The sequence below is a fragment of the Pseudalkalibacillus sp. Hm43 genome (assembly GCF_054170705.1).
The window spans coordinates 1,321,233-1,339,427 of record NZ_CM135129.1 but is presented as its reverse complement, the minus strand read 5'-3'; the positions used below and the strand labels follow the sequence as shown (position 1 = coordinate 1,339,427).

The 18,195-nt window shown below is 43.7% G+C and carries 22 protein-coding genes; 18 read left to right on the top strand and 4 right to left on the bottom strand.

Annotated elements, in window-relative coordinates:
- The first annotated feature begins 176 nt into the window (after positions 1 to 176).
- The 11 genes from ACXQIQ_RS07085 (at position 177) to ACXQIQ_RS07035 (ending at position 8,313) form a co-directional block, all read left to right on the top strand.
- Positions 177 to 2,582 (top strand): S8 family serine peptidase, encoded by a 2,406-nt coding sequence (locus tag ACXQIQ_RS07085; protein WP_439299467.1) that lies wholly within the window; start codon positions 177 to 179, stop codon positions 2,580 to 2,582.
- Positions 2,583 to 2,679: 97 nt separating this feature from the next.
- Positions 2,680 to 2,925, top strand: a complete 246-nt coding sequence (locus ACXQIQ_RS07080; protein ID WP_439299468.1) for a hypothetical protein — start codon at positions 2,680 to 2,682, stop codon at positions 2,923 to 2,925.
- Positions 2,915 to 3,256 (top strand): ASCH domain-containing protein, encoded by a 342-nt coding sequence (locus ACXQIQ_RS07075; RefSeq protein WP_439299469.1) that lies wholly within the window; start codon positions 2,915 to 2,917, stop codon positions 3,254 to 3,256. The genes ACXQIQ_RS07080 and ACXQIQ_RS07075 overlap by 11 nt, the downstream gene beginning before the upstream one ends.
- A gap of 70 nt (positions 3,257 to 3,326) precedes the next feature.
- On the top strand, positions 3,327 to 3,620 hold the full coding sequence (locus tag ACXQIQ_RS07070) for a DNA-binding protein (protein WP_439299470.1): 294 nt from the start codon (positions 3,327 to 3,329) through the stop codon (positions 3,618 to 3,620).
- Positions 3,621 to 3,738: 118 nt separating this feature from the next.
- Positions 3,739 to 4,161 (top strand): ester cyclase, encoded by a 423-nt coding sequence (locus tag ACXQIQ_RS07065; RefSeq protein ID WP_439299471.1) that lies wholly within the window; start codon positions 3,739 to 3,741, stop codon positions 4,159 to 4,161.
- On the top strand, positions 4,158 to 4,607 hold the full coding sequence (locus tag ACXQIQ_RS07060; protein ID WP_439299472.1) for a GNAT family N-acetyltransferase: 450 nt from the start codon (positions 4,158 to 4,160) through the stop codon (positions 4,605 to 4,607). Before ACXQIQ_RS07065 ends, ACXQIQ_RS07060 begins: the two co-directional genes overlap by 4 nt.
- A 303-nt stretch (positions 4,608 to 4,910) precedes the next feature.
- The gene (locus ACXQIQ_RS07055; protein ID WP_439299473.1) at positions 4,911 to 5,468 is read left to right on the top strand and encodes a PadR family transcriptional regulator; all 558 of its coding nucleotides are present in this window, start codon (positions 4,911 to 4,913) and stop codon (positions 5,466 to 5,468) included.
- Between the two features lie 2 nt (positions 5,469 to 5,470).
- Positions 5,471 to 5,974, top strand: a complete 504-nt coding sequence (locus ACXQIQ_RS07050) for a DUF4188 domain-containing protein (RefSeq protein WP_439299474.1) — start codon at positions 5,471 to 5,473, stop codon at positions 5,972 to 5,974.
- 161 nt (positions 5,975 to 6,135) lie between these two features.
- Positions 6,136 to 6,984 carry an alpha/beta fold hydrolase gene (locus ACXQIQ_RS07045; protein ID WP_439299475.1) on the top strand — a complete coding sequence of 283 codons (849 nt, stop codon included), beginning with the start codon at positions 6,136 to 6,138 and terminating at the stop codon, positions 6,982 to 6,984.
- Positions 6,985 to 7,164: 180 nt separating this feature from the next.
- Positions 7,165 to 7,869, top strand: coding sequence for a pirin family protein (locus ACXQIQ_RS07040; protein ID WP_439301918.1), 705 nt, complete (start codon positions 7,165 to 7,167; stop codon positions 7,867 to 7,869).
- 21 nt (positions 7,870 to 7,890) lie between these two features.
- On the top strand, positions 7,891 to 8,313 hold the full coding sequence (locus ACXQIQ_RS07035; protein ID WP_439299476.1) for a DoxX family protein: 423 nt from the start codon (positions 7,891 to 7,893) through the stop codon (positions 8,311 to 8,313).
- Positions 8,314 to 8,375: 62 nt separating this feature from the next.
- Here ACXQIQ_RS07035 and ACXQIQ_RS07030 read toward each other — a convergent pair whose 3' ends face one another.
- Positions 8,376 to 8,966 carry a hypothetical protein gene (locus tag ACXQIQ_RS07030; RefSeq protein ID WP_439299477.1) on the bottom strand — a complete coding sequence of 197 codons (591 nt, stop codon included), beginning with the start codon at positions 8,964 to 8,966 and terminating at the stop codon, positions 8,376 to 8,378.
- A gap of 137 nt (positions 8,967 to 9,103) precedes the next feature.
- Between ACXQIQ_RS07030 and ACXQIQ_RS07025 the strand changes: the two genes are divergently transcribed.
- Positions 9,104 to 9,961, top strand: coding sequence for an alpha/beta fold hydrolase (locus ACXQIQ_RS07025; RefSeq protein WP_439299478.1), 858 nt, complete (start codon positions 9,104 to 9,106; stop codon positions 9,959 to 9,961).
- The gene (locus ACXQIQ_RS07020) at positions 9,948 to 10,571 is read left to right on the top strand and encodes a class I SAM-dependent methyltransferase (protein WP_439299479.1); all 624 of its coding nucleotides are present in this window, start codon (positions 9,948 to 9,950) and stop codon (positions 10,569 to 10,571) included. The genes ACXQIQ_RS07025 and ACXQIQ_RS07020 overlap by 14 nt, the downstream gene beginning before the upstream one ends.
- Before the next feature lie 21 nt (positions 10,572 to 10,592).
- On the opposite strand, the gene ACXQIQ_RS07015 is transcribed toward ACXQIQ_RS07020, so the two are convergent.
- On the bottom strand, positions 10,593 to 11,672 hold the full coding sequence (locus ACXQIQ_RS07015; RefSeq protein ID WP_439299480.1) for a CotH kinase family protein: 1,080 nt from the start codon (positions 11,670 to 11,672) through the stop codon (positions 10,593 to 10,595).
- Positions 11,673 to 11,932: 260 nt separating this feature from the next.
- On the opposite strand from ACXQIQ_RS07015, the gene ACXQIQ_RS07010 reads away from it, so the two are divergent.
- From ACXQIQ_RS07010 to ACXQIQ_RS07000, 3 genes are read left to right on the top strand one after another with little or no spacing between them, the layout of a single operon-like run.
- Positions 11,933 to 12,673: a polysaccharide deacetylase family protein gene (locus tag ACXQIQ_RS07010; protein WP_439299481.1), complete on the top strand. Its 741-nt coding sequence runs from the start codon at positions 11,933 to 11,935 to the stop codon at positions 12,671 to 12,673.
- A complete protein-coding gene (locus tag ACXQIQ_RS07005; RefSeq protein ID WP_439299482.1) occupies positions 12,670 to 13,260 on the top strand; it encodes a DedA family protein in 591 nt (196 codons plus the stop codon). Before ACXQIQ_RS07010 ends, ACXQIQ_RS07005 begins: the two co-directional genes overlap by 4 nt.
- Positions 13,257 to 14,387, top strand: coding sequence for an MGDG synthase family glycosyltransferase (locus ACXQIQ_RS07000; protein WP_439299483.1), 1,131 nt, complete (start codon positions 13,257 to 13,259; stop codon positions 14,385 to 14,387). Before ACXQIQ_RS07005 ends, ACXQIQ_RS07000 begins: the two co-directional genes overlap by 4 nt.
- Before the next feature lie 288 nt (positions 14,388 to 14,675).
- Here the strand turns inward: ACXQIQ_RS07000 and ACXQIQ_RS06995 are convergent, their stop codons facing one another.
- On the bottom strand, positions 14,676 to 15,491 hold the full coding sequence (locus ACXQIQ_RS06995; RefSeq protein WP_439299484.1) for a UTP--glucose-1-phosphate uridylyltransferase: 816 nt from the start codon (positions 15,489 to 15,491) through the stop codon (positions 14,676 to 14,678).
- A gap of 174 nt (positions 15,492 to 15,665) precedes the next feature.
- Between ACXQIQ_RS06995 and ACXQIQ_RS06990 the strand changes: the two genes are divergently transcribed.
- Together ACXQIQ_RS06990 and ACXQIQ_RS06985 are read left to right on the top strand one after the other, a co-directional pair.
- The gene (locus ACXQIQ_RS06990) at positions 15,666 to 16,949 is read left to right on the top strand and encodes a UDP-glucose dehydrogenase family protein (protein ID WP_439299485.1); all 1,284 of its coding nucleotides are present in this window, start codon (positions 15,666 to 15,668) and stop codon (positions 16,947 to 16,949) included.
- Positions 16,946 to 17,902 (top strand): NAD-dependent epimerase/dehydratase family protein, encoded by a 957-nt coding sequence (locus ACXQIQ_RS06985; RefSeq protein ID WP_439299486.1) that lies wholly within the window; start codon positions 16,946 to 16,948, stop codon positions 17,900 to 17,902. The genes ACXQIQ_RS06990 and ACXQIQ_RS06985 overlap by 4 nt, the downstream gene beginning before the upstream one ends.
- Positions 17,903 to 17,973: 71 nt before the next feature.
- Here ACXQIQ_RS06985 and ACXQIQ_RS06980 read toward each other — a convergent pair whose 3' ends face one another.
- Complete coding sequence (locus ACXQIQ_RS06980) at positions 17,974 to 18,174, bottom strand: hypothetical protein (RefSeq protein WP_439299487.1); 201 nt, start codon at positions 18,172 to 18,174, stop codon at positions 17,974 to 17,976.
- Positions 18,175 to 18,195 lie beyond the last annotated feature (21 nt).

The window sequence follows — 18,195 nt, the reverse complement described above, 5'->3', positions numbered from 1 at the left end:
GGTAGTCGCATTTTTATTAGACCAAATATCATGGCTTACCCCTTAGGTACTAGCTCGATCTACTACTTTCTTTCACCTGCAAATATGCCTTTCTCCTAATAGATTACGGGCCTGAACGGTGTGATAATTGATGTAGTGAGAATGTCAGAAATTTCAGGAAAAGGAAGTGCGTTCATTTGAAGAGAAACAAATCACTCATTTCAATACTGATGGCTGCAGTATTGGTTATCGGATTATTTTTACCAACAAGTAGTGGCAGTGCAACAACGGATAATGGCACAGCAACGATCGACCAGCACCTTTTGGATAAAATGAAAGACTCGACTGGGCTGCTGAATGTCATCGTCACCTTCCATGGTGAAGGGGCTCCAACAATAGAGAACGTGGATCTGTTAAAAGCATTAGGCATCAACACGGGGATTACGATGAAATCCCTACCGATTGCAGGTGTGATGGCAACCGCTGATCAAATTGAAGCATTGTCTCAAAAGGACGATGTCCGTTCCCTTTACTTGAACCGTAAAGTGGAGATGTACAATGGGGACGCGACGGAATTGACAGGCGTCAACAAAGTTCGAACTGACAAAGACATGCAGAAGGCGAACGACGGGTTCCCTGTATCTGGTAAAGGAATCGGCGTTGTCGTCAACGACAGTGGTGTTGATGGTGCGCACCCAGACCTGAAACTTGGTAAGAATCTCGTGCAAAACGTACTAGCCACGACGAACATGGCGAAGACGACAGGACTGACGCCTATTGTCTACCAAGAAGATGTGGTGAATACGGATACGAACTCTGGACATGGAACGCACGTAGCTGGAACGGTTGGAGGAACTGGCGCAGCTTCAGGCGGAATTTATGAAGGAGTTGCACCCGGCGCAGACCTGATTGGTTATGGCTCAGGAGGAGGCGTGCTGATTCTCGATCTGGTCGGTGGATTCGACTATGCGATTACACATCAGAATGAGTACAACATTCGCGTCATCACCAACTCCTGGGGATCGAATGACGACTTTTTCGTAGACGATCCAGTGAACGTTGCGACGAAAGACTGTTTTGATCGCGGAATCACCGTTCTTTTCGCAGCTGGGAATGCAGGACCGGATGAGGATACACACAATCCATATGCAAAAGCGCCTTGGGTCATTTCAGTAGCAGCAGGTGTGAAGGATGGCACGCTCGCAAGCTTTTCATCCCGTGGAACGAGAGGCGTGGAAGAAACGTTTGAAGTCGATGGAGAAACATGGACGTGGAAGGACCAGCCGACAGTGACCGCTCCTGGAGTGGATATCATCTCAGCGCGGACCGTTTCTCCTGTCGGTGTCATCGCGACGGATAAAGATAAAGACAACATCCCGGCAGCTTACCTACCGTACTATACGATGTTGAACGGAACATCGATGGCGACCCCTCATGTCGCTGGTATCGTCGCTTTACTTTTAGATGCAGATCCGACCTTGTCACCGAGTGAAGTGAAGGAGCTCATCAGTCGTACGGCAACGAACATTCCAGGTCGTGAAGCGTATGAAGTCGGCTCTGGATATGTGAATGCATACGGCGCAGTCGACCTGGCTTTCCATCCTGATAAAAAGTACGGAGCGACGGTGAACAAAGACAAGACGTTCAACGCTTATAGTTCTATGGACGTCACACGTGAAAACTATGAAATGGATTATGATCCTACTGGAACGAACGAAACGACTTTCAACGTAAAAGAAAACCAAGCACAGCTCGTAGCGAAAATGTATGCGGACGGAGACACGTTTACTGAAGAAGGTGGAAATCCGCTCGTGTTCACGATTACGGATCCGAACGGAGAAGTGTATGAATCAGGTTTCAACCCGACGTACAGCATCGACCTCGTTAACACGATTACGGTCGACAATCCGGTTGCAGGTGAATGGAAGCTTGAAGTGAGTGCTTATCCAGGAGTCGCTTTACCGGAAAAAGTCGTCGGTACACTCACCCAAAAAACAGCGAGTGTCATGAATGGTCTCGGAGACATTGAAGGGCATGCAGCAGCAGATGCAATCAAGCTTGGAATCAACGAGCGGTTGTTTGATGCGGAAGCCGAAGGCGATTTTAACGCAGATGACCTGTTGACTGAAGGAGACCTGGCAAGCTACCTTCTCATGGGAGCGGGAATCCGCCAAGTCGATCAGACAAGTTCTGATGCGGCAGTTGACGCAGTGATTACGAAAGGTTCAGCGTTAAAAGGTGAGTATACACACGATGGCGTTATGAATTCAGTGGACGGTGAGGAGAGCGTTACTCGAGCGGAACTCGCTTATACGCTCATCCAAAGCTTAGGACTTCAAGAGGAAGCGCGTAGCTTTGAAGGCGATGTGACAGTCGCTTATAAAGGAGAAAGACTGCCGGTGGAGGATGCTGGAGACATCCCGGCAGAATTGAAAGGATACGTGCAGTTGGCACTAGACCTTGGTATCTTCAACGCACACTTCACATCAAGCCAAGGCCCTTACGACAAGGAACCGACCATCCATGCAGAGTTCCACCCAGCGAAAGAACTGACGCGAGGTGACTTTGCAGTAGCGATGACACGCTTTTTTAATAACTATTAATAACGTTTAAGAAGAAGCCTTCTGCATGTGAAGGCTTCTTTTTTAGTTCATTCAATAAAGGAAATATATGTTAACATGGTTTGGGGGAGGGGATGAGATGTACTTACCTATTTTTATTGTGTTAGCCAGTATATTAGGATTCGTGCTCATGAGCATGGGGCCATTAATAGGAGGAATTCTCGCATTCGGGCTTGTTTTTGGCAGCATCCTCTACGGACTATATCAAATACTTAAGTTGAAGAAGAAAATGGACGTACTCGTACCCGATAAAGAAAAACACGTTGAAGCATACGAGCATTATTTGCAGGAACAGGCGAACGGGAGAGATGAACATGTTACATAAGATGAGCTTGTATGAAGAGTATTTTGATTTGATGGAGTCTGGACATAAGACGATTGAAATCCGGTTGAATGATGAGAAGAGAAGACGTATTCAAATCGGGGACACAATCGAGTTTACAAAACTGCCAGATCAGGATGAGACATTGCAAGTGGATGTTATTAAGCTGAAACACTATCAAACTTTCAATGAATTATACGAAGATCTCCCTTACTCAAAAATGGGATGCGCAGGCTGGACACTTCAAGAATTAGTAGACGGAACTTATGAAATTTATACACCTGAGCAAGAGAAGCAATATGGAGTACTGGCCATTGAGGTTCGTGTAACATAGTGCTCACCTGAAACTTCTAATTTTTCAAAACGTATAAAAGGAACATAACAACAATCATGGGGGAATTGGAATGGATTTAATGTGGATTGGGCTCGGTCTGGTCGGGGCTGCTTTTTTTATTGGAGAAGGGCTGAAGAACTTCAAAAATCCAAATGGCAAAAGTTTGATGGATAGCCTTGATTCATCGGATTCTGATAACTTTGTAAAGGAAGACCAGATTCATCATCATATTGGAGTTTCGAAAGAAGATGCGAAAGCATTAATCCAAGAATACCCGGATATTCCACACATCCGATTGAATGGGAATATATATTATCCGCGGAAAAAAGTAATGAAGTGGATGACTGAACTAGGGGATCATTAATCTCAATTAACATCCACTAGATAAAAGTATGTCCTTTTTATGACCATTCGCTTCTTTTGGAAGGGGTCCTTCAACAGAAGGAGAAGGTGGTAGTAACCTTAGTCCAAGGAGTGATCCTATGCAACACATACATATCGTCAAGAAATGGTTCAGCGAGGTTTTTACCAAAGGGGATGTACATAGTTTAAAAGAAATTACTCATTCAGATTTAATCGTGCATGTTCCAAATCATGCCTTCAACGGGCAAGAAGAATTCATTGCCGACTTCATGGGATGGTTCAGAAATGTTTTCGTTGATGATGAGTGGATCATTGAGGATTATTTTGAAAGTGGAGAAAAGGCTGTAGTCCGATACACAGGTCACATGACGTACAAGGGTGGGTGGTTGGACATTCCGTCTACCGACCAGCGTGTAAAAGAAACCGGGTTGATGATCATCCGGTTTGAAGAAGGTCGGATCCAAGAGATCTGGTGTGAAATGAGCGACCTTCACGTATTGGATCAATTACGGCCACTACAAGCAAAAGGAGTCAACACATGAAAAACAACGAAGTAGAAATCGTAGAATTGAATGAAGAAAATTGGTATGAATGCTGTCAGTTAACCTTAACAAAGGATCAAGAAGCTTACATGGAATCGAATGCAGTCTCCATTGCACAGACGAAATTTGAACCCTCTTTGAAAGCTTTTGCGATCTATTATGGTGAAAAAGTCGTCGGTTTCTTGATGTTCAATAGTGAAAAAGAAGAGCTCGATGGCTACTGGATCTACCGAATCATGCTCGATGAAGCGTATCAGCGAAAAGGTATCGGGAAAATTGCAACTGAATTGATGCTCGGTGAAATGGCAAAGCTACCGGATGCGAAGAAAATCGTCGTTGGCTATCATCCAGAGAACAAAGGGGCTCACCAATTGTATGAAAGCCTTGGATTTGTCGACCATGGCGATCGCTTTGGAAAAGAAATGGCCGTCGTTAAAACGTTATAAGTTTAAGGGAGACCCTGAAGGAAGTACCTTCGGGGTCTTTTTCTTAATGAGGAGATTTCCGATCGTATCGGAAATTTTTCAGTATAGAATGAGGTTTTGGATTATAATTCTTGGATTTGGATTATAAATCACGAATCTGGGTTCATCATTTCTCATCGGTATTGAAAACAGTGCAATCCTCCTCCCTACAAAAAGATCCGGGACCATTTTTTCAACTAAAAGGTTTACTTACGAGTGTAAAGTTGTTACAGTATATATCAAATAGATATGTATCAAAAAGATACATTACTAATGAGGTGTACAATGGCTAAAGAAAACTACACGCAATATGCCATTCTCGGACTGTTGACTACGGGATATCATACCGGATACGCGATGAAGAAGATGATCGACGGTAGCCTGAATCATTTTTGGAAAATCAGCTACGGACAAATCTACCCGACATTGAAACGGCTCGTAGATCAAGGATTTGCGGACGTGAAGCTTTCCTCTCAAGAAGGAAAGCCAGACAAAAAAGAATACTTTATTACACCAACAGGAGAAGAAACCCTACGAAACTGGCTCCAGCAACCCATCCAAGAACTGCCTTCTGAAAAGAACGACCTGCTTTTGAAGCTGTTTTTCAGCCGTCATCAACAAACATCCACTACGATTGATTTACTGGACACATACCACAAAAAACTCAACGAGAGATACAACACATATGCAGGGATTAAAGAGATGATTTTATCCGATTTATGCAATGAAGGAGATGCACCATTTTGGATCATTACTTTGGATTATGGACTGTGTACGACAGAAGCGGCAATGGACTGGTGTGTGAAAACGAAACAAACCATATTAAACCTTAAGGAGGAGTAAGGATGGCGAAGGAGATTCTTCAAGGAAGGTATACGGTTGAAACAAGCGGTTCGGATGAGTTCGTGGTGTTTCTGATTGGCATGCGAATCAACAAATGGTGGGCCATCCACAAATGGCTACCCGTCTTTCTCGCGATGCCACCAATGATCAAAGAGCTATACACGAATAAACAGTTAGGATTCCTGACGATGGAGAATTTTTTCAACTTACGAACGACCCTCATGGTACAGTATTGGGAAACGGAAGAGGATTTGATGAAGTATTCCCGAGGCCAGAAGCATCTGAAAGCATGGAATGACTTCAACAAGAAAGTGGGTAAAAATGAAGCGGTCGGCATTTATCACGAAACGTATCTGATCAAGCCGAATCAATTTGAATCAATCTATGGGAACATGCCGAAGTTCGGATTAGCAAAAGCATTAGGACTGAAGCCGGTGAGTCACTCGACTAAAACAGCAAGCGAAAGACTTCGAACGAAAACGAAGAAAGAGCATGTCCATTCCTAACCCACATACAGCCTGCGATCTCACGATAGAGTGAGGTCGCTTTTTCAATACACTTCGAAAGTCCTCAGTATTCATCAGCGACATTTTTTACAAAAAGGTTAAAGGAAAACTAATCCATTTCTCGAAGGGTTACATATCCTCGAAAAAAGGAGAGAGATCAGATGACCAATTCATTGACGAAAAATATTTCTTATGTCGACGGAATCTCTTTTATAGATACAGCTGAGGTGAACCTTCCGGTGGTCGTGTTTTTACATGGATTGGGAGAAACAAAAGAATCTTATGAGAAGATGATTGAGCAGTTCGCGGGTCAATATCGCTGTATTGCCTTGGACTTCAGAGGGCACGGGGACTCGCTTGTAGAAGGCCCTTACACACTTGAACAGGCATCAAAGGATCTTTTGCTCGTGTTGGAAGATTTGAAAATCGAGTTCGTCTCCATTGTCGCTGGTTCTTATTTTTGTTGGGTCGCTCAGTATTTTGCGCTCCATTACCCTGAAAAAGTCGATCGTGTGATTTTGTTGGATGGCGGTTATTACGAAGTGGACTCAGTCGAAGGCGATCTGTCGCAGCCGACTTTCAAAACAGAGCGGGAGCTGGACAGCCACTTGAGTGAACATATCAAAGAGATGAAGCTGGCAGGAGTCGAAGTAACGAGAGATGTCATTCCCCTTATTAAGAACGCTCACAAAATCTGTTTTGAACAGACTGAGGAAGGGGTTTTCGTCCATAAAACGCCGGATGATGCTCTGAGAGGGTATCTTGAGGATGTTGCGTCGATGAACTTCAGAAAGGATGTCGCATCCAAAGTTAAAGCGCCGATCCTTCTGATTTTGGCGGATCAATTGATTTTACCGAAAGAGTTCCGTGATTCAAATGAAATCGATCTTTTCGAATACAAGAGGATCATGTCGGACTTGCAAATTACACAGATCAATAAGTCTGATCACTTGTTGATGCTTTCTCATCCAGTCGAATCGAGCCTCGTTTCTATTGCTTTTTTACAGTAAAATAATTGTACGATAGGGGACTTCACATTTAAAGTGAGGTCTTCTTTTATATGGAGTGTTGACAAGTCAAGACTGCAAGTTATACAATATATCTCGGATTCGAGATAATTTCTTAAAGGTCCACTAGATTTTTTTACCCTAATATCTCGAATTCAAGATAACTATGAGGAGGCAATCATGATGATTAAAGTTTATCCAGCAGATTCCAGATACACAGCCGATCATGGCTGGTTGAAAAGCAACTTCAGTTTTTCGTTTGCGGAGTATTTTGATCCAAAGAACATGAATTTCGGACCGATGCGGGTATTGAATGATGACATCGTAGAACCGATGAGAGGTTTCGGTGCTCATCCGCACAAGGAAATGGAGATCGTATCGATCGTTCTCGACGGACATCTGCAGCACGAAGACAATGGCGGTCATACAGCGACAACCACTTTCGGTGGTGTACAACGCATGTCTGCCGGTACCGGTGTAGTTCACTCAGAAATGAACCCGTCTGCAACGGAGAAGGTGAACTTCCTGCAAATGTGGTTCGAGCCCGAGGTCGCAGGCGTTACACCATCATACGAACAAACGAATTTCGATGTGGAAAAAATGAAGAACCAGCTGCTGCCGGTTGTAAGCAAAAACGCTTCGAATGATGACGTTGCAAACATCAATCAGGATTTGACCATCTACCTATCCGAACTTGAAAAAGGGAAAAAGATTACTTTTGCACCAGGTGAAAATCGTCGGATATTCCTATTCGTCATTGAAGGAGATGTGGCAGTGAATGAGGAAGCCATCTTAAACAACCGAGATTCTGCACGCATCACAGAGTTGGATGAATTGGCACTTGTCTCGGAATCTGGCGCGCGTTTCATGTTGATTGATTTACCATAATGAAAAAGGAGGAATGACAAAATGAACACCAGTGAAATCGGAGCAGTCATTTTACGTATTACGTTAGGAATCATTTTCTTTGTACATGGACTCGGAAAGTTCCAGGGAGGACTGGAGAATACTGCTGGATGGTTCAGTAGTATCGGCCTGCCCGGATTTCTTGCTTATGTGGTTGCTGTGATTGAGCTTGTCGGAGGGATTGCGTTGATCATCGGCTTTGCTACTCGGATTGTATCCATCTTGCTCGGTCTGATCATGGTAGGAGCAATCTTTACGGTAAAACTTTCAGTCGGATTCACAGGGAATGGGGAGATGGCAGGATATGAATTTGATCTCGCGCTGTTAGCGATGACGATCTACCTTGCAGTAAGCGGCAGTAAGCTCTTCGCCCTAGACCAAGTCCTTTTCAACAAAGAGAACAAGGAACTGAAAGAAACTGCATAAATAGGAGAACACCGGGAAATTCGTTCCCGGTGTTTTTTTCTTGTTGAATAGTGAGTCGTTCCTTATGAACTTTGTCTTTGGGTGAATTCTTCAATTATAAAAGGAATCGCGTGGGTTACGATTGAAAGTGTTTTGGATGAGGTGTTTGAGATTTTGGCTACATTTGGGCCTGTCAAAGGATTCTTGGTTTTATATTCAGGTAAATAACTGTTTTGTTTGTAATCTAAATAGCGGGATCCTTCCGGAGAGTCAAACGTCCACCAACCACTTCCGCCTTCAATGGTACCAAGGTGTTCTTCGTAGACACCCACATCAAGTTGGAATTTCCACTTCGAGGCACTTCGAATTTGTGCTACGAAATCACCATTTTCATCATAAACCCGATAGTGCTCCGTAAATCCTGGTTTCTTTTCCACATGAAAAAGTGGCTGCTCCCGATCGGGTGCGGTTGAGATAAAATGAGATCTTCTTATTGAGCTCAACAATGAATAAAGGGGGATGACCTTCAAGATCCGCTCACTGATGGATTTCTTCGTATCCTCTATCTGAAATACAAGCTCACCATCCACCGAACAATACCGGATTTGCCGAGTAGTAAATGCGCCTTCTTCGATCACATAGGTGTTATGTATATTTAACGGGGGTTCTTCCATAATCATTCCTCCAAACCAACAAACAGTGTATCATGAAATCCAGTCTCCCAACAGTCGTTAAAAGCGATGAAAAGCAGGAATACCAACTTCAAATCTCGTATACAACAGAGTGGAAGTTTAAAAATGGAGGAGACGTTATGAGAGATTTCACAAGAACAATAGACGGTCACACGTTCTACGGTTATGAATCCGGAAATCCTCAGAACCCGAAAATCCTTTGTCTTCATGGATTGACGAGTGATTCTTTTTCTTTTGTTCAACTTACGGAATTTCTCAATAAGAAGTTTCACCTGATTCTTTTGGATCTTCCAGGCCATGGTGATACGGATCCTTTTACAAAGGAGAGGGATTATCGGTTTTCCACAATGGTCGATAAGCTCAATCGAGTTGTCGAGACCATCACAACAGAACCATTTTCCATAATCGGTCATTCGTGGGGTGGTGATCTTGCGCTTCACTTTGCAAAAGAATTCCCGAGCATGGTGAGGGGAGTTGTATTAATTGATGGGGGTTACATGTTCCCGGAAAACGTAAACCTATCAGAAGAACAAGCACTTGAAGCTTGGAAAGCATACATGGAATCCGCGAGATACAAAGATTGGAATGGGGTTCTCAATACTTATCAGGATTATACGACAGGTGCATTGGATGCCTCGTTTAATCATCTCATCAGGTCAAACTTTCGTGAGGTGAATGGGAAATATCATTTGAAGGCAGACGTATTCAGTGTCATCTCAACCATAAGAGCATTTTACTCAGAACCTTGTTCGACGACATATCAATACATTCATTGTCCTGTGTTGTTGTTCCATGCGACCCAACCGGAAAAGGACCCTACAAGAAGTGCAGCCATAAAGAGCATATATGAGAAAATTAACGATCTGAATGTTATAGGAATTGAGAATACAAAACACAACGTCCACTGGGACTGTCCGGAGGATGTAGCAAAAGAAATCATTAAATGGATCGAGGAGAATGCAGATGTTGTACAGTGAAATCAAAAAGAATTTAGCCACAGCATATGATCAACAGTCCGATGCACGAAATGAGAGTCCGACACAAGATTGGAAGGTCGCTGAGCGGGATGTCTTCCTAACACATCTCCAAAACGAAGAAAAGCAGACATTACTTGAAGTCGGCGCAGGACCTGGGAGAGACAGTCTGTTTTTCCAACAACAAGGTCTAAAGACGTTAAGTACCGACCTCTCACCTGAATCGGTTCGAATCTGCCGTGAAAAAGGCCTTGATGCAGAGGTGATGAGCTTCGACAACCTGGAGATTCCGGACGAGAAGTTTGATGCCGTTTGGGCTCTGAATTGTCTTCTTCATATTCCGAAATCCGATTTGCCTTCCGTGTTAAAAGAGATCAAAAGAGTGATGAAGCCGGGTGGTCTTTTTTACATGGGTGTTTATGGCGGTCAGGATTCAGAAGGCGTTTGGGAAGGCGATTTCCACGAGCCGAAACGGTTCTTTTCGTTTTTCCAGGACGAGGACCTGAAAGAAGTCCTATCAGAAATCTTCCAGATCGAATACTTCAATGTTGTACCGAAAGAGCTCGTCGGAGGACCATTCCACTTCCAGTCGGTCATTTTACGAAAAAATTAAAAGGCGTTCCATGAAACGCCTTTATTTCAATTGGTTCAATTGTTCACGTAAGAATCGGTTACGTCCGTTGATATAGTTGTAGATAACGGTTGGTTCATCGTAAAAATGATGGAGTGTATCTTGCAGAAAGGGGTCTTTTTCCACATAAGGCGCAATGCTCTCATACATCGCTTCGATTCTTGGTCGTTGATATTCTTCCGTAAATTCTCGATCCAGGATATCCTTCATCAAGTGGTAGTAGCGTTCGCGGAAAGCGGGTGTATCTATGATTCGGCCAGTCAACGTGTTGAATCCGGTGATCGGCGTATAGTCGAATTCCATGATATCTCCGTGAATATCGCGACCCCATGTAGCATCGTAATCCCACGGTATCATCTCGTATAAACCCGTATCGCTCCGCTTATACAACGCATAGTTATGGATGAATCCGTCATAGTTCTGCGTACAAACAACGCCTGCTAACCAGCGCAAGTATCGATCTACATCGACATAGTCCTGAATGTCCTTTTCGAATCTCGAACTCTCAATCGTATTGATCTGATAGACGAGATCCCTCAAAGCTTCTTTATCCTCTTCATTTCCTTCTTTACAGCTATATCCTGAATCCAGTCTCCGTTTCAGTTCATTCCGGATCGGACTCATCAATGAAAAATTCGCGTTATCATTTTCTGCATAAAAGATTGCACCACTAGGTAGATTTCTGATTTTCAAGAAGAACCGGTCTACAGATTCGATTTGCAAGTAAACACCTTTAAATCGATCGTTGATGGTCAGGGTGATATGCTCAGACTTTGGGGCAAGTACGCCTAGATCTGAGAAAAATTCAAAAGACAATTTGTTCCGGATCAACGATTTATCGTAGAATTCAGCATTCAAATGCAACTCTTTAATTCCTTGGGTCACCAAAGGGAAAATACATTCATATGATTTCTTTTCCACTTTACGGGTATGGTTACCACGAAAGGCAAACCCGATATCGTGTTCTTGGTTATGTGCAGTCAAGGTCGCATCATACAGCTCATCCGACCAAAAATTGTTCCTCATCGCTTTCCAGTCGAATCGATCAAGATCTATATAAAAAGAGGGGAGCTTGTTACTCATCCAATCTTCCTTTACGTTTTATTTCCTCCTATCACTATATGTATTTTGAGAGGGAGTGTATGGTCGTTTGTAAGGGGAACAAAGGAATTCAGGAAGTTTGAGGGGAACGCACAAATTTTACCTTGGAGCTATTAAACTCACTTCCCGAACAAGCTCGAATTTGGTAGAATCAGGGAGGTTGTAGCTTTTTCAACAGCCACCTGTGATGGATGTGTTATGATTGTGAAAGTATTTATCAAATGTATGAAGGTGAAGTAGAAATGGATATCATTTTGTGGATTTTTGTCGTAGGTTTGTGCGCATTTCTCCTTTATGGAGTCGTTCCTACGGTGCTGTTCCGCACATCATCCATTGGCATGATTAAAAAAGGACATCAGGAAAAGACACTTGCATTGACGTTTGATGACGGGCCAAACCCGCAATATACACCGCAATTGTTGGAACTATTGAAACGATATGATTGTAAAGCGACCTTTTTTGTCGTAGCTGATCATGTGAAAGAACATCCTGAAATGGTAAAACGGATGGTGGCAGAAGGACATCAGGTCGGGGTTCATCATTATACGCATACTGACAGCTGGTACCTGACACCTTTTGCTTTGAAAAAAGAGATTGAGAGATCCGCAGATTTGATTGAAGAAACAACCGGAATTAGACCCGTCTATTATCGACCGCCATATGGTCGCCTGAACTGGTTTACCTTCCACTATGCAAAGGAATATACATTGGTGCTATGGTCTTCGATTTTTCAAGACTGGAAAGTGCAAGACCCTGGTCAGCTGAAGGAAAAGATGCTCGACCGTTTGTCCGACGGGGAAATCTATCTTTTACATGATGATGGATCGAACCGAACAGCGGATATGACTGCACCTGAAAGCACGATTCAAGCTCTGAAACGTTTCTTGCCAGAAGCGTTGAATAAAGGCTATAAATGCGTCAACCTGGACGAACACCTTGATAGGAAATCATTACAAAAGGAACAGAAGAAGAGGATACTATGAGTTTTGACAATGTGATGATTGCACTTGAGACATATGGATATTGGATCATTCTGTTAACGTTGTTCTGTGGAATCGTCGGCATTCCTGCACCGGAAGAAACGTTTATGGTGTTGATTGGCATGCTGGCAGCTCAGTTCCATTTGATGCTCAGCTGGACGTTATTCAGTGCGTTCACCGGGACCATCTTAGGGCTAGCCGTTTCTTACGCCATCGGCCGTTATTTCGGCGTACCGTTCATCCAACGATATGGGCATTATGTGAAAATCACGCCTGATCTGTGGGGAAAAGTCAGCAGGAAGTTCCATGAATACGGGAAAGTGACCATCCTGTTCAGCATGTTCGTTCCTGGGTTCAGACAGATTGCTCCGTACGTTGCCGGAACAAGCAGCTACCCGATCGGTGTCTACACCGTTCTTGGACTCATCAGTAGTGCCCTTTGGACAATAGGTTACATTATGGTCGGTTTCTGGATCGGCGATCGGATTCCGCTGCAATTTTTACCATGGTTAAGTGTCCTTGCACTCGTTGTATTCGTCGGGGTTGTTTTGGTGAAAAAGTGGAGATGGAGAGGAGGGAGCGAAGCATGAAGAAAATACTGTTCCTGCCGTTGTTCCAAATGCCATCAGGTCATCATCAAGTGGCAGATGCGCTGATCGAATCCATTCGGAATTCCGAGGATGAAATCGAGTGTAAGAAAATCGATTTCCTCAGCTATTGGAATGAGACGCTGGAAAAGACAATCGGAAAGATGTATTTGAAGTGGATCAACTCCCTCCCGAAAACGTATCATTGGGTGTACAAGCACTTCATGTATGAAACTCGGAATCAACAGATCGCAATGCCACTCGATTATGTGCAGTTGCTCCGATTTGAAGCGAAAATGCTCGAATTGATTGAAGAGGAACAACCCGACTTGATCGTTTGTACGCATTGTTTTCCATCCAGTATTCTGAACCGGTTGAAAAAGGACCATCGCGTCGATGTTCCGACCGTTAACGTGTATACGGACTTTTTCATCAACGGCATCTGGGGGAAGGAAGGCATCGATCTCCATCTTGTCAATGATGAGCTGATGAAACGAGATCTGATGATGAACCATGGGGTTGCTGAAGATCAAATCGTGATTACAGGCATACCGACGAGTGAGGACATCGTTTCATATACAGTACGACGACCATCTGAGAAAAAGCACATACTGCTCGCTGGCGGCAGCAGTGGGGTCGGAAGCATACTCGAATATTTGAAACCCGTTCGCTCTGACTCCCGATATCGCTACACGGTCTTATGCGGTAAAAATGAAAAGCTCTACAAGGAACTGAAATCATGGGGTGTCGCGCATATCGAGCCCAGACCGTATATCGAGAGTCGTGGCGAGATGAACCGTTTATATGAGCAAGCTGATGCGATTATTACGAAGCCTGGAGGCATCACGATCAGTGAAGCATTGAAGAAGAGGCTGTTGATTTTCGTTCATTCAGCACTCCCCGGTCAGGAACAATACAACCTGAAGGGCTTAAGTGAAAAACAGCTGATCATACCGATTGAAGCGGACAATTTTGAAGAGAACATTGCGCACGTATTGGAAAATAGATGGCGCCGCAAGCAGATTTTCCAGCGCATGGACGACTATCTGGATTCGAAAGAAAGCTGTCCGAAGAACGAAATCGTCAAGCTGATTGAAACACCACCGATGCTCAGTGTTCAACCAGGTTAAGGTAAAAAGAGGCTGATTCAAAAGGAAGTGCAATGTCCTTTTAATCTCAGCCTCTTTTTGTTTTGGATTATAATTTCGAGATTTGGATTATAAATTCCGGATTTGGATTATAATTTCGGGATTTGGATTATAATTTCGGGATTTGGATTATAAATCCCGATTTTGGATTATAATTTGACGATTTGGGTTTATAATTTCGAAATCTGGAGTATAAGCCGAAATGCACGAATGACCCTTTCAACCCACGTCCACTCTTCAATAATGATAGAAGCCGCCGACAAAGGCGGCTTACTTTTTTCCCTTAGGATGAGTAAATTTCTTCACCAGTTCCGTATATTCATCATCGCTTCCGATATCAAATCGGTCCCCATCAATCAATTCCCCGTAACAATCATGCCCACCAAGCATTTTTGATATCGCTTCAGTCAACTGTATTTCATTGGATTGATCTGGTGTCACCTGTTCTAAAAAAGAAAAAATAGCAGGATCAAAAAGGTATCTGCCGATGACAGCCAGGTTGGATGGAGGATTGCTTTGAGGCTTCTCAACGATCCCGTTGAGCTTGTAAACGTTCGAGGACACAGGGGTTCCATCGATAACGCCGTACTTCTTGACGAGCTCCGGACTGACTTGATTCAGTCCGATGACACTTGCGTTTGTGGAGTTATATGTTTCCACAAGTTGAGAAAGAGCGGGAGTTTTGGCGTTGATGATGATGTCGTCCGGGAGCAACACAGCAAAAGGTTCATTGCCGACGAACCGCTTTCCGAGTAAGATCGCATCTCCCAATCCCCTCGAATAAGGCTGGCGGACATATTGGATATGAACGTCAGGCATCTCTGTATATTTCAATAGATGCAGTTTATTGTTCTTTTCTAAAAACGCTTCCAATTCAAGAGAAGCGTCGAAATAATCGACGATGATGTTTTTCCATTTGGAAACGACGATCAATATTTCTTCGATTCCTGATTGGATCGCTTCTTCTACAATATAATGAATGGCTGGTTTGCCACCGATCGGGAACATTTCTTTCGGGATGACCTTTGTAACCGGAAGACTCCGGGTACCATAACCAGCTGCTGGGATGATCGCTTTTTTAATCAATATTCCTCCCCCTAAATATCATACTTTTATTATTTATTCCTATGTAAACAAGTACGTGCTTAAAGGGAGACAAAATGTCCGATTGCCTATTTTTCAATTGTCCATGTTTGTACCGATGCACGTACGCTGAAATGGTTAATACGATATAAGAGCCGTTAGCAAAGGATGATCTGAATGAACGTATGTATAATTGGCTCTGGTTATGTCGGCCTCACCACTGGTGCAGTTCTTGCACAACTTGGTCATCACGTCACCTGTGTAGACCTAGATCAGAATAAAGTCAAAACATTGAACGATGGAAAGGTTCCGATTTATGAACCGGGACTGGAAGAACTGATACAAGAAAATGCGAAAAAAGGGACGTTGTCATTCACCACGGAAGTCCAGAAAGCCATTCAACAGAACGAAATCATCATGATTGCCGTCGGGACACCATTACGACCGGATCAAACGACTGATTTGTCTTATGTGGAAAGTGTTATTGAGGATCTTGCCAACAGCATTAATTCTTATAAAATCATCATCACCAAAAGCACCGTTCCTGTGGGCACGAATGAATGGATGAACAGGACACTCATTCAAAAAGGCGTCCGACCTGATCTGTTCGATCTCGTTTCGAATCCAGAATTCCTGAAAGAGGGGACAGCCATTAAAGATATGCTGAACCCCGATAAAATCGTCGTTGGGACGACGAATGAGAAGATGGTCGATACCGTCAAACAATTGTATAAGGGGCTTGATACGTTATATATCGTGACGAATCTGAATGGAGCGGAATTGATCAAATATGCTTCCAATGCGTTTTTGGCCACTAAAATTTCCTTCATAAATGAGTTGGCACGAATTAGTGACGCATTCGATGTGGACATCAAAACCATCTCCAAAGCTTTGGGCACAGACCCTCGAATCGGCCCACATTTTTTAAATGCCGGTATCGGGTATGGAGGTTCATGCTTTCCGAAGGACCTGACGACATTGACATTCTCAGCCATCAGCAAACAAGTCGTACCCTATCTACTTCATGCTGTGCAAAAAGTGAATGATACGCAGGTCGATTATTACCTTGAAAAATTACAGGATTCCATACCGGATCTCTCAACCGCCAGAATTGCTTTATGGGGGCTCGCGTTCAAACCAGGGACGGATGATACACGGCACTCACCGGCAATCCGCTTACTGGAGCGTCTTTCCGAGCACAAATGTGAAGTGCAAGGATATGATCCTGTTGCCGTCCTGAACCATCCTTCCTTCCGACAACTGGATGATCTATATGAATCCGTCAAAAATTGCGATGCACTCATCCTTGTAACCGAATGGGAAGAGTTTCACCAAAATGTCGACTGGAACAAAGTGAAGCAGAATATGAAAGGCAGTGTGATTTTGGACGGACGAAATGTCCTTGATCCGGAAGTTGCGCACCAATACGGGTTTCAATACTTGGGAGTGGGCAGGCATTGAAGATTCTCATCACCGGGGCTGCCGGATTTGTTGGCTCTCATCTAAGTGAATATTTGCTTCGAGATCCTAATCACTACATTGTCGGTATTGATAAATTGACAAACAATTACGAGCCTGAGATCAAGAATCGAAACTTGAGCTATCTCGTCAATCATCCTCGCTTTCAATGTTTACCCGTCGATCTGGCGACGGACGAATTGAAACCGATTTTACAAGAAATCGATGTTGTGTATCATCTTGCAGGGATGCCGGGTGTCCGGTCGAGCTGGGGGAACGAGTTCACAGAATATGTACAGAACAATATCCTGGCGACGCAACGCTTACTAGAAGCCAGTAAAGGTTTACCGATCAAAAAATTCATCTATATCTCTACCTCGTCTGTGTATGGTGAAAAGCATGGGAAAGTGTCTGAGGATTTGAAGCCCGATCCACTCTCACCGTATGGCATTACGAAGCTGACAGGGGAGTACTTGTGTCATGCGTACCACAAAAGCTGGCAGATTCCGATTGCAATTTTACGGTATTTCACGGTGTACGGGCCGAGACAACGGCCAGACATGGCTTTCCATATATTCATCAAACAGATGCTGGAAAACCAACCGATAACGATCAACGGGGATGGGAAGCAGAGCAGGGACTTTACCTACATTGAGGATTGTGTAAAAGGAACAGCAGCTGTGCTCGATTGTGATGCTTGCATCGGAAAGACGATGAATATCGGTGGAAAAGAGAATGCAACGATCTTGGAGGTCATCTCGATCATGGAGGAACTCGTCGGCAAAAAAGCGACCTTACAATTTGGCCCAGATGCCAAAGGGGAACCGAAACATACGTGGGCAGACATTTCCACTGCACAGCAATTACTCGGCTACAATCCTTCAACAAGTTTGAAGGAAGGGTTGAAGCATGAGCTTGATGACTTGTTGAAACTGTATAACCTGAAGTTGCCTTAAATGGTGACAATGTAAAAAGGGGCTCTCACGACACGTACGTCAGCCCCTTCATCCTTTATTTGATGGACGAATTATTCGTCACCAAAACCTTCTTCATCGTCAAAATCATCATCCAGTTCCTCATCATCTTCATCGTCCAGCTCGATGACGTCATGGAACAATTCGATATCGTCTCCACTATGATGCTTGAATTTAATGCTGATCTTAGAACCGGGATGTCCCGATAAACACTCGGCTAATTCTTGTAACAACCGGTTTTTGTGTTTTGACACTTTATACCCCTCCTTCTATTC

Excerpts from the sequence above, each read along its gene's own strand:
- ACXQIQ_RS06990 (WP_439299485.1), top strand. The coding sequence starts at position 15,666 with ATGAACGTATGTATAATTGGCTCTGGTTATGTCGGCCTCACCACTGGT.
- ACXQIQ_RS07070 (WP_439299470.1), top strand. The coding sequence starts at position 3,327 with ATGGATTTAATGTGGATTGGGCTCGGTCTGGTCGGGGCTGCTTTTTTT.
- ACXQIQ_RS07000 (WP_439299483.1), top strand. The coding sequence starts at position 13,257 with ATGAAGAAAATACTGTTCCTGCCGTTGTTCCAAATGCCATCAGGTCAT.
- ACXQIQ_RS07060 (WP_439299472.1), top strand. The coding sequence starts at position 4,158 with ATGAAAAACAACGAAGTAGAAATCGTAGAATTGAATGAAGAAAATTGG.
- ACXQIQ_RS07075 (WP_439299469.1), top strand. The coding sequence starts at position 2,915 with ATGTTACATAAGATGAGCTTGTATGAAGAGTATTTTGATTTGATGGAG.
- ACXQIQ_RS07050 (WP_439299474.1), top strand. The coding sequence starts at position 5,471 with ATGGCGAAGGAGATTCTTCAAGGAAGGTATACGGTTGAAACAAGCGGT.
- ACXQIQ_RS07080 (WP_439299468.1), top strand. The coding sequence starts at position 2,680 with ATGTACTTACCTATTTTTATTGTGTTAGCCAGTATATTAGGATTCGTG.
- ACXQIQ_RS07040 (WP_439301918.1), top strand. The coding sequence starts at position 7,165 with ATGATTAAAGTTTATCCAGCAGATTCCAGATACACAGCCGATCATGGC.
- ACXQIQ_RS07015 (WP_439299480.1), bottom strand. The coding sequence starts at position 11,672 with ATGAGTAACAAGCTCCCCTCTTTTTATATAGATCTTGATCGATTCGAC.
- ACXQIQ_RS07045 (WP_439299475.1), top strand. The coding sequence starts at position 6,136 with ATGACCAATTCATTGACGAAAAATATTTCTTATGTCGACGGAATCTCT.
- ACXQIQ_RS07065 (WP_439299471.1), top strand. The coding sequence starts at position 3,739 with ATGCAACACATACATATCGTCAAGAAATGGTTCAGCGAGGTTTTTACC.
- ACXQIQ_RS07025 (WP_439299478.1), top strand. The coding sequence starts at position 9,104 with ATGAGAGATTTCACAAGAACAATAGACGGTCACACGTTCTACGGTTAT.
- ACXQIQ_RS07020 (WP_439299479.1), top strand. The coding sequence starts at position 9,948 with ATGTTGTACAGTGAAATCAAAAAGAATTTAGCCACAGCATATGATCAA.
- ACXQIQ_RS07030 (WP_439299477.1), bottom strand. The coding sequence starts at position 8,966 with ATGGAAGAACCCCCGTTAAATATACATAACACCTATGTGATCGAAGAA.
- ACXQIQ_RS07055 (WP_439299473.1), top strand. The coding sequence starts at position 4,911 with ATGGCTAAAGAAAACTACACGCAATATGCCATTCTCGGACTGTTGACT.
- ACXQIQ_RS07010 (WP_439299481.1), top strand. The coding sequence starts at position 11,933 with ATGGATATCATTTTGTGGATTTTTGTCGTAGGTTTGTGCGCATTTCTC.
- ACXQIQ_RS07035 (WP_439299476.1), top strand. The coding sequence starts at position 7,891 with ATGAACACCAGTGAAATCGGAGCAGTCATTTTACGTATTACGTTAGGA.
- ACXQIQ_RS07005 (WP_439299482.1), top strand. The coding sequence starts at position 12,670 with ATGAGTTTTGACAATGTGATGATTGCACTTGAGACATATGGATATTGG.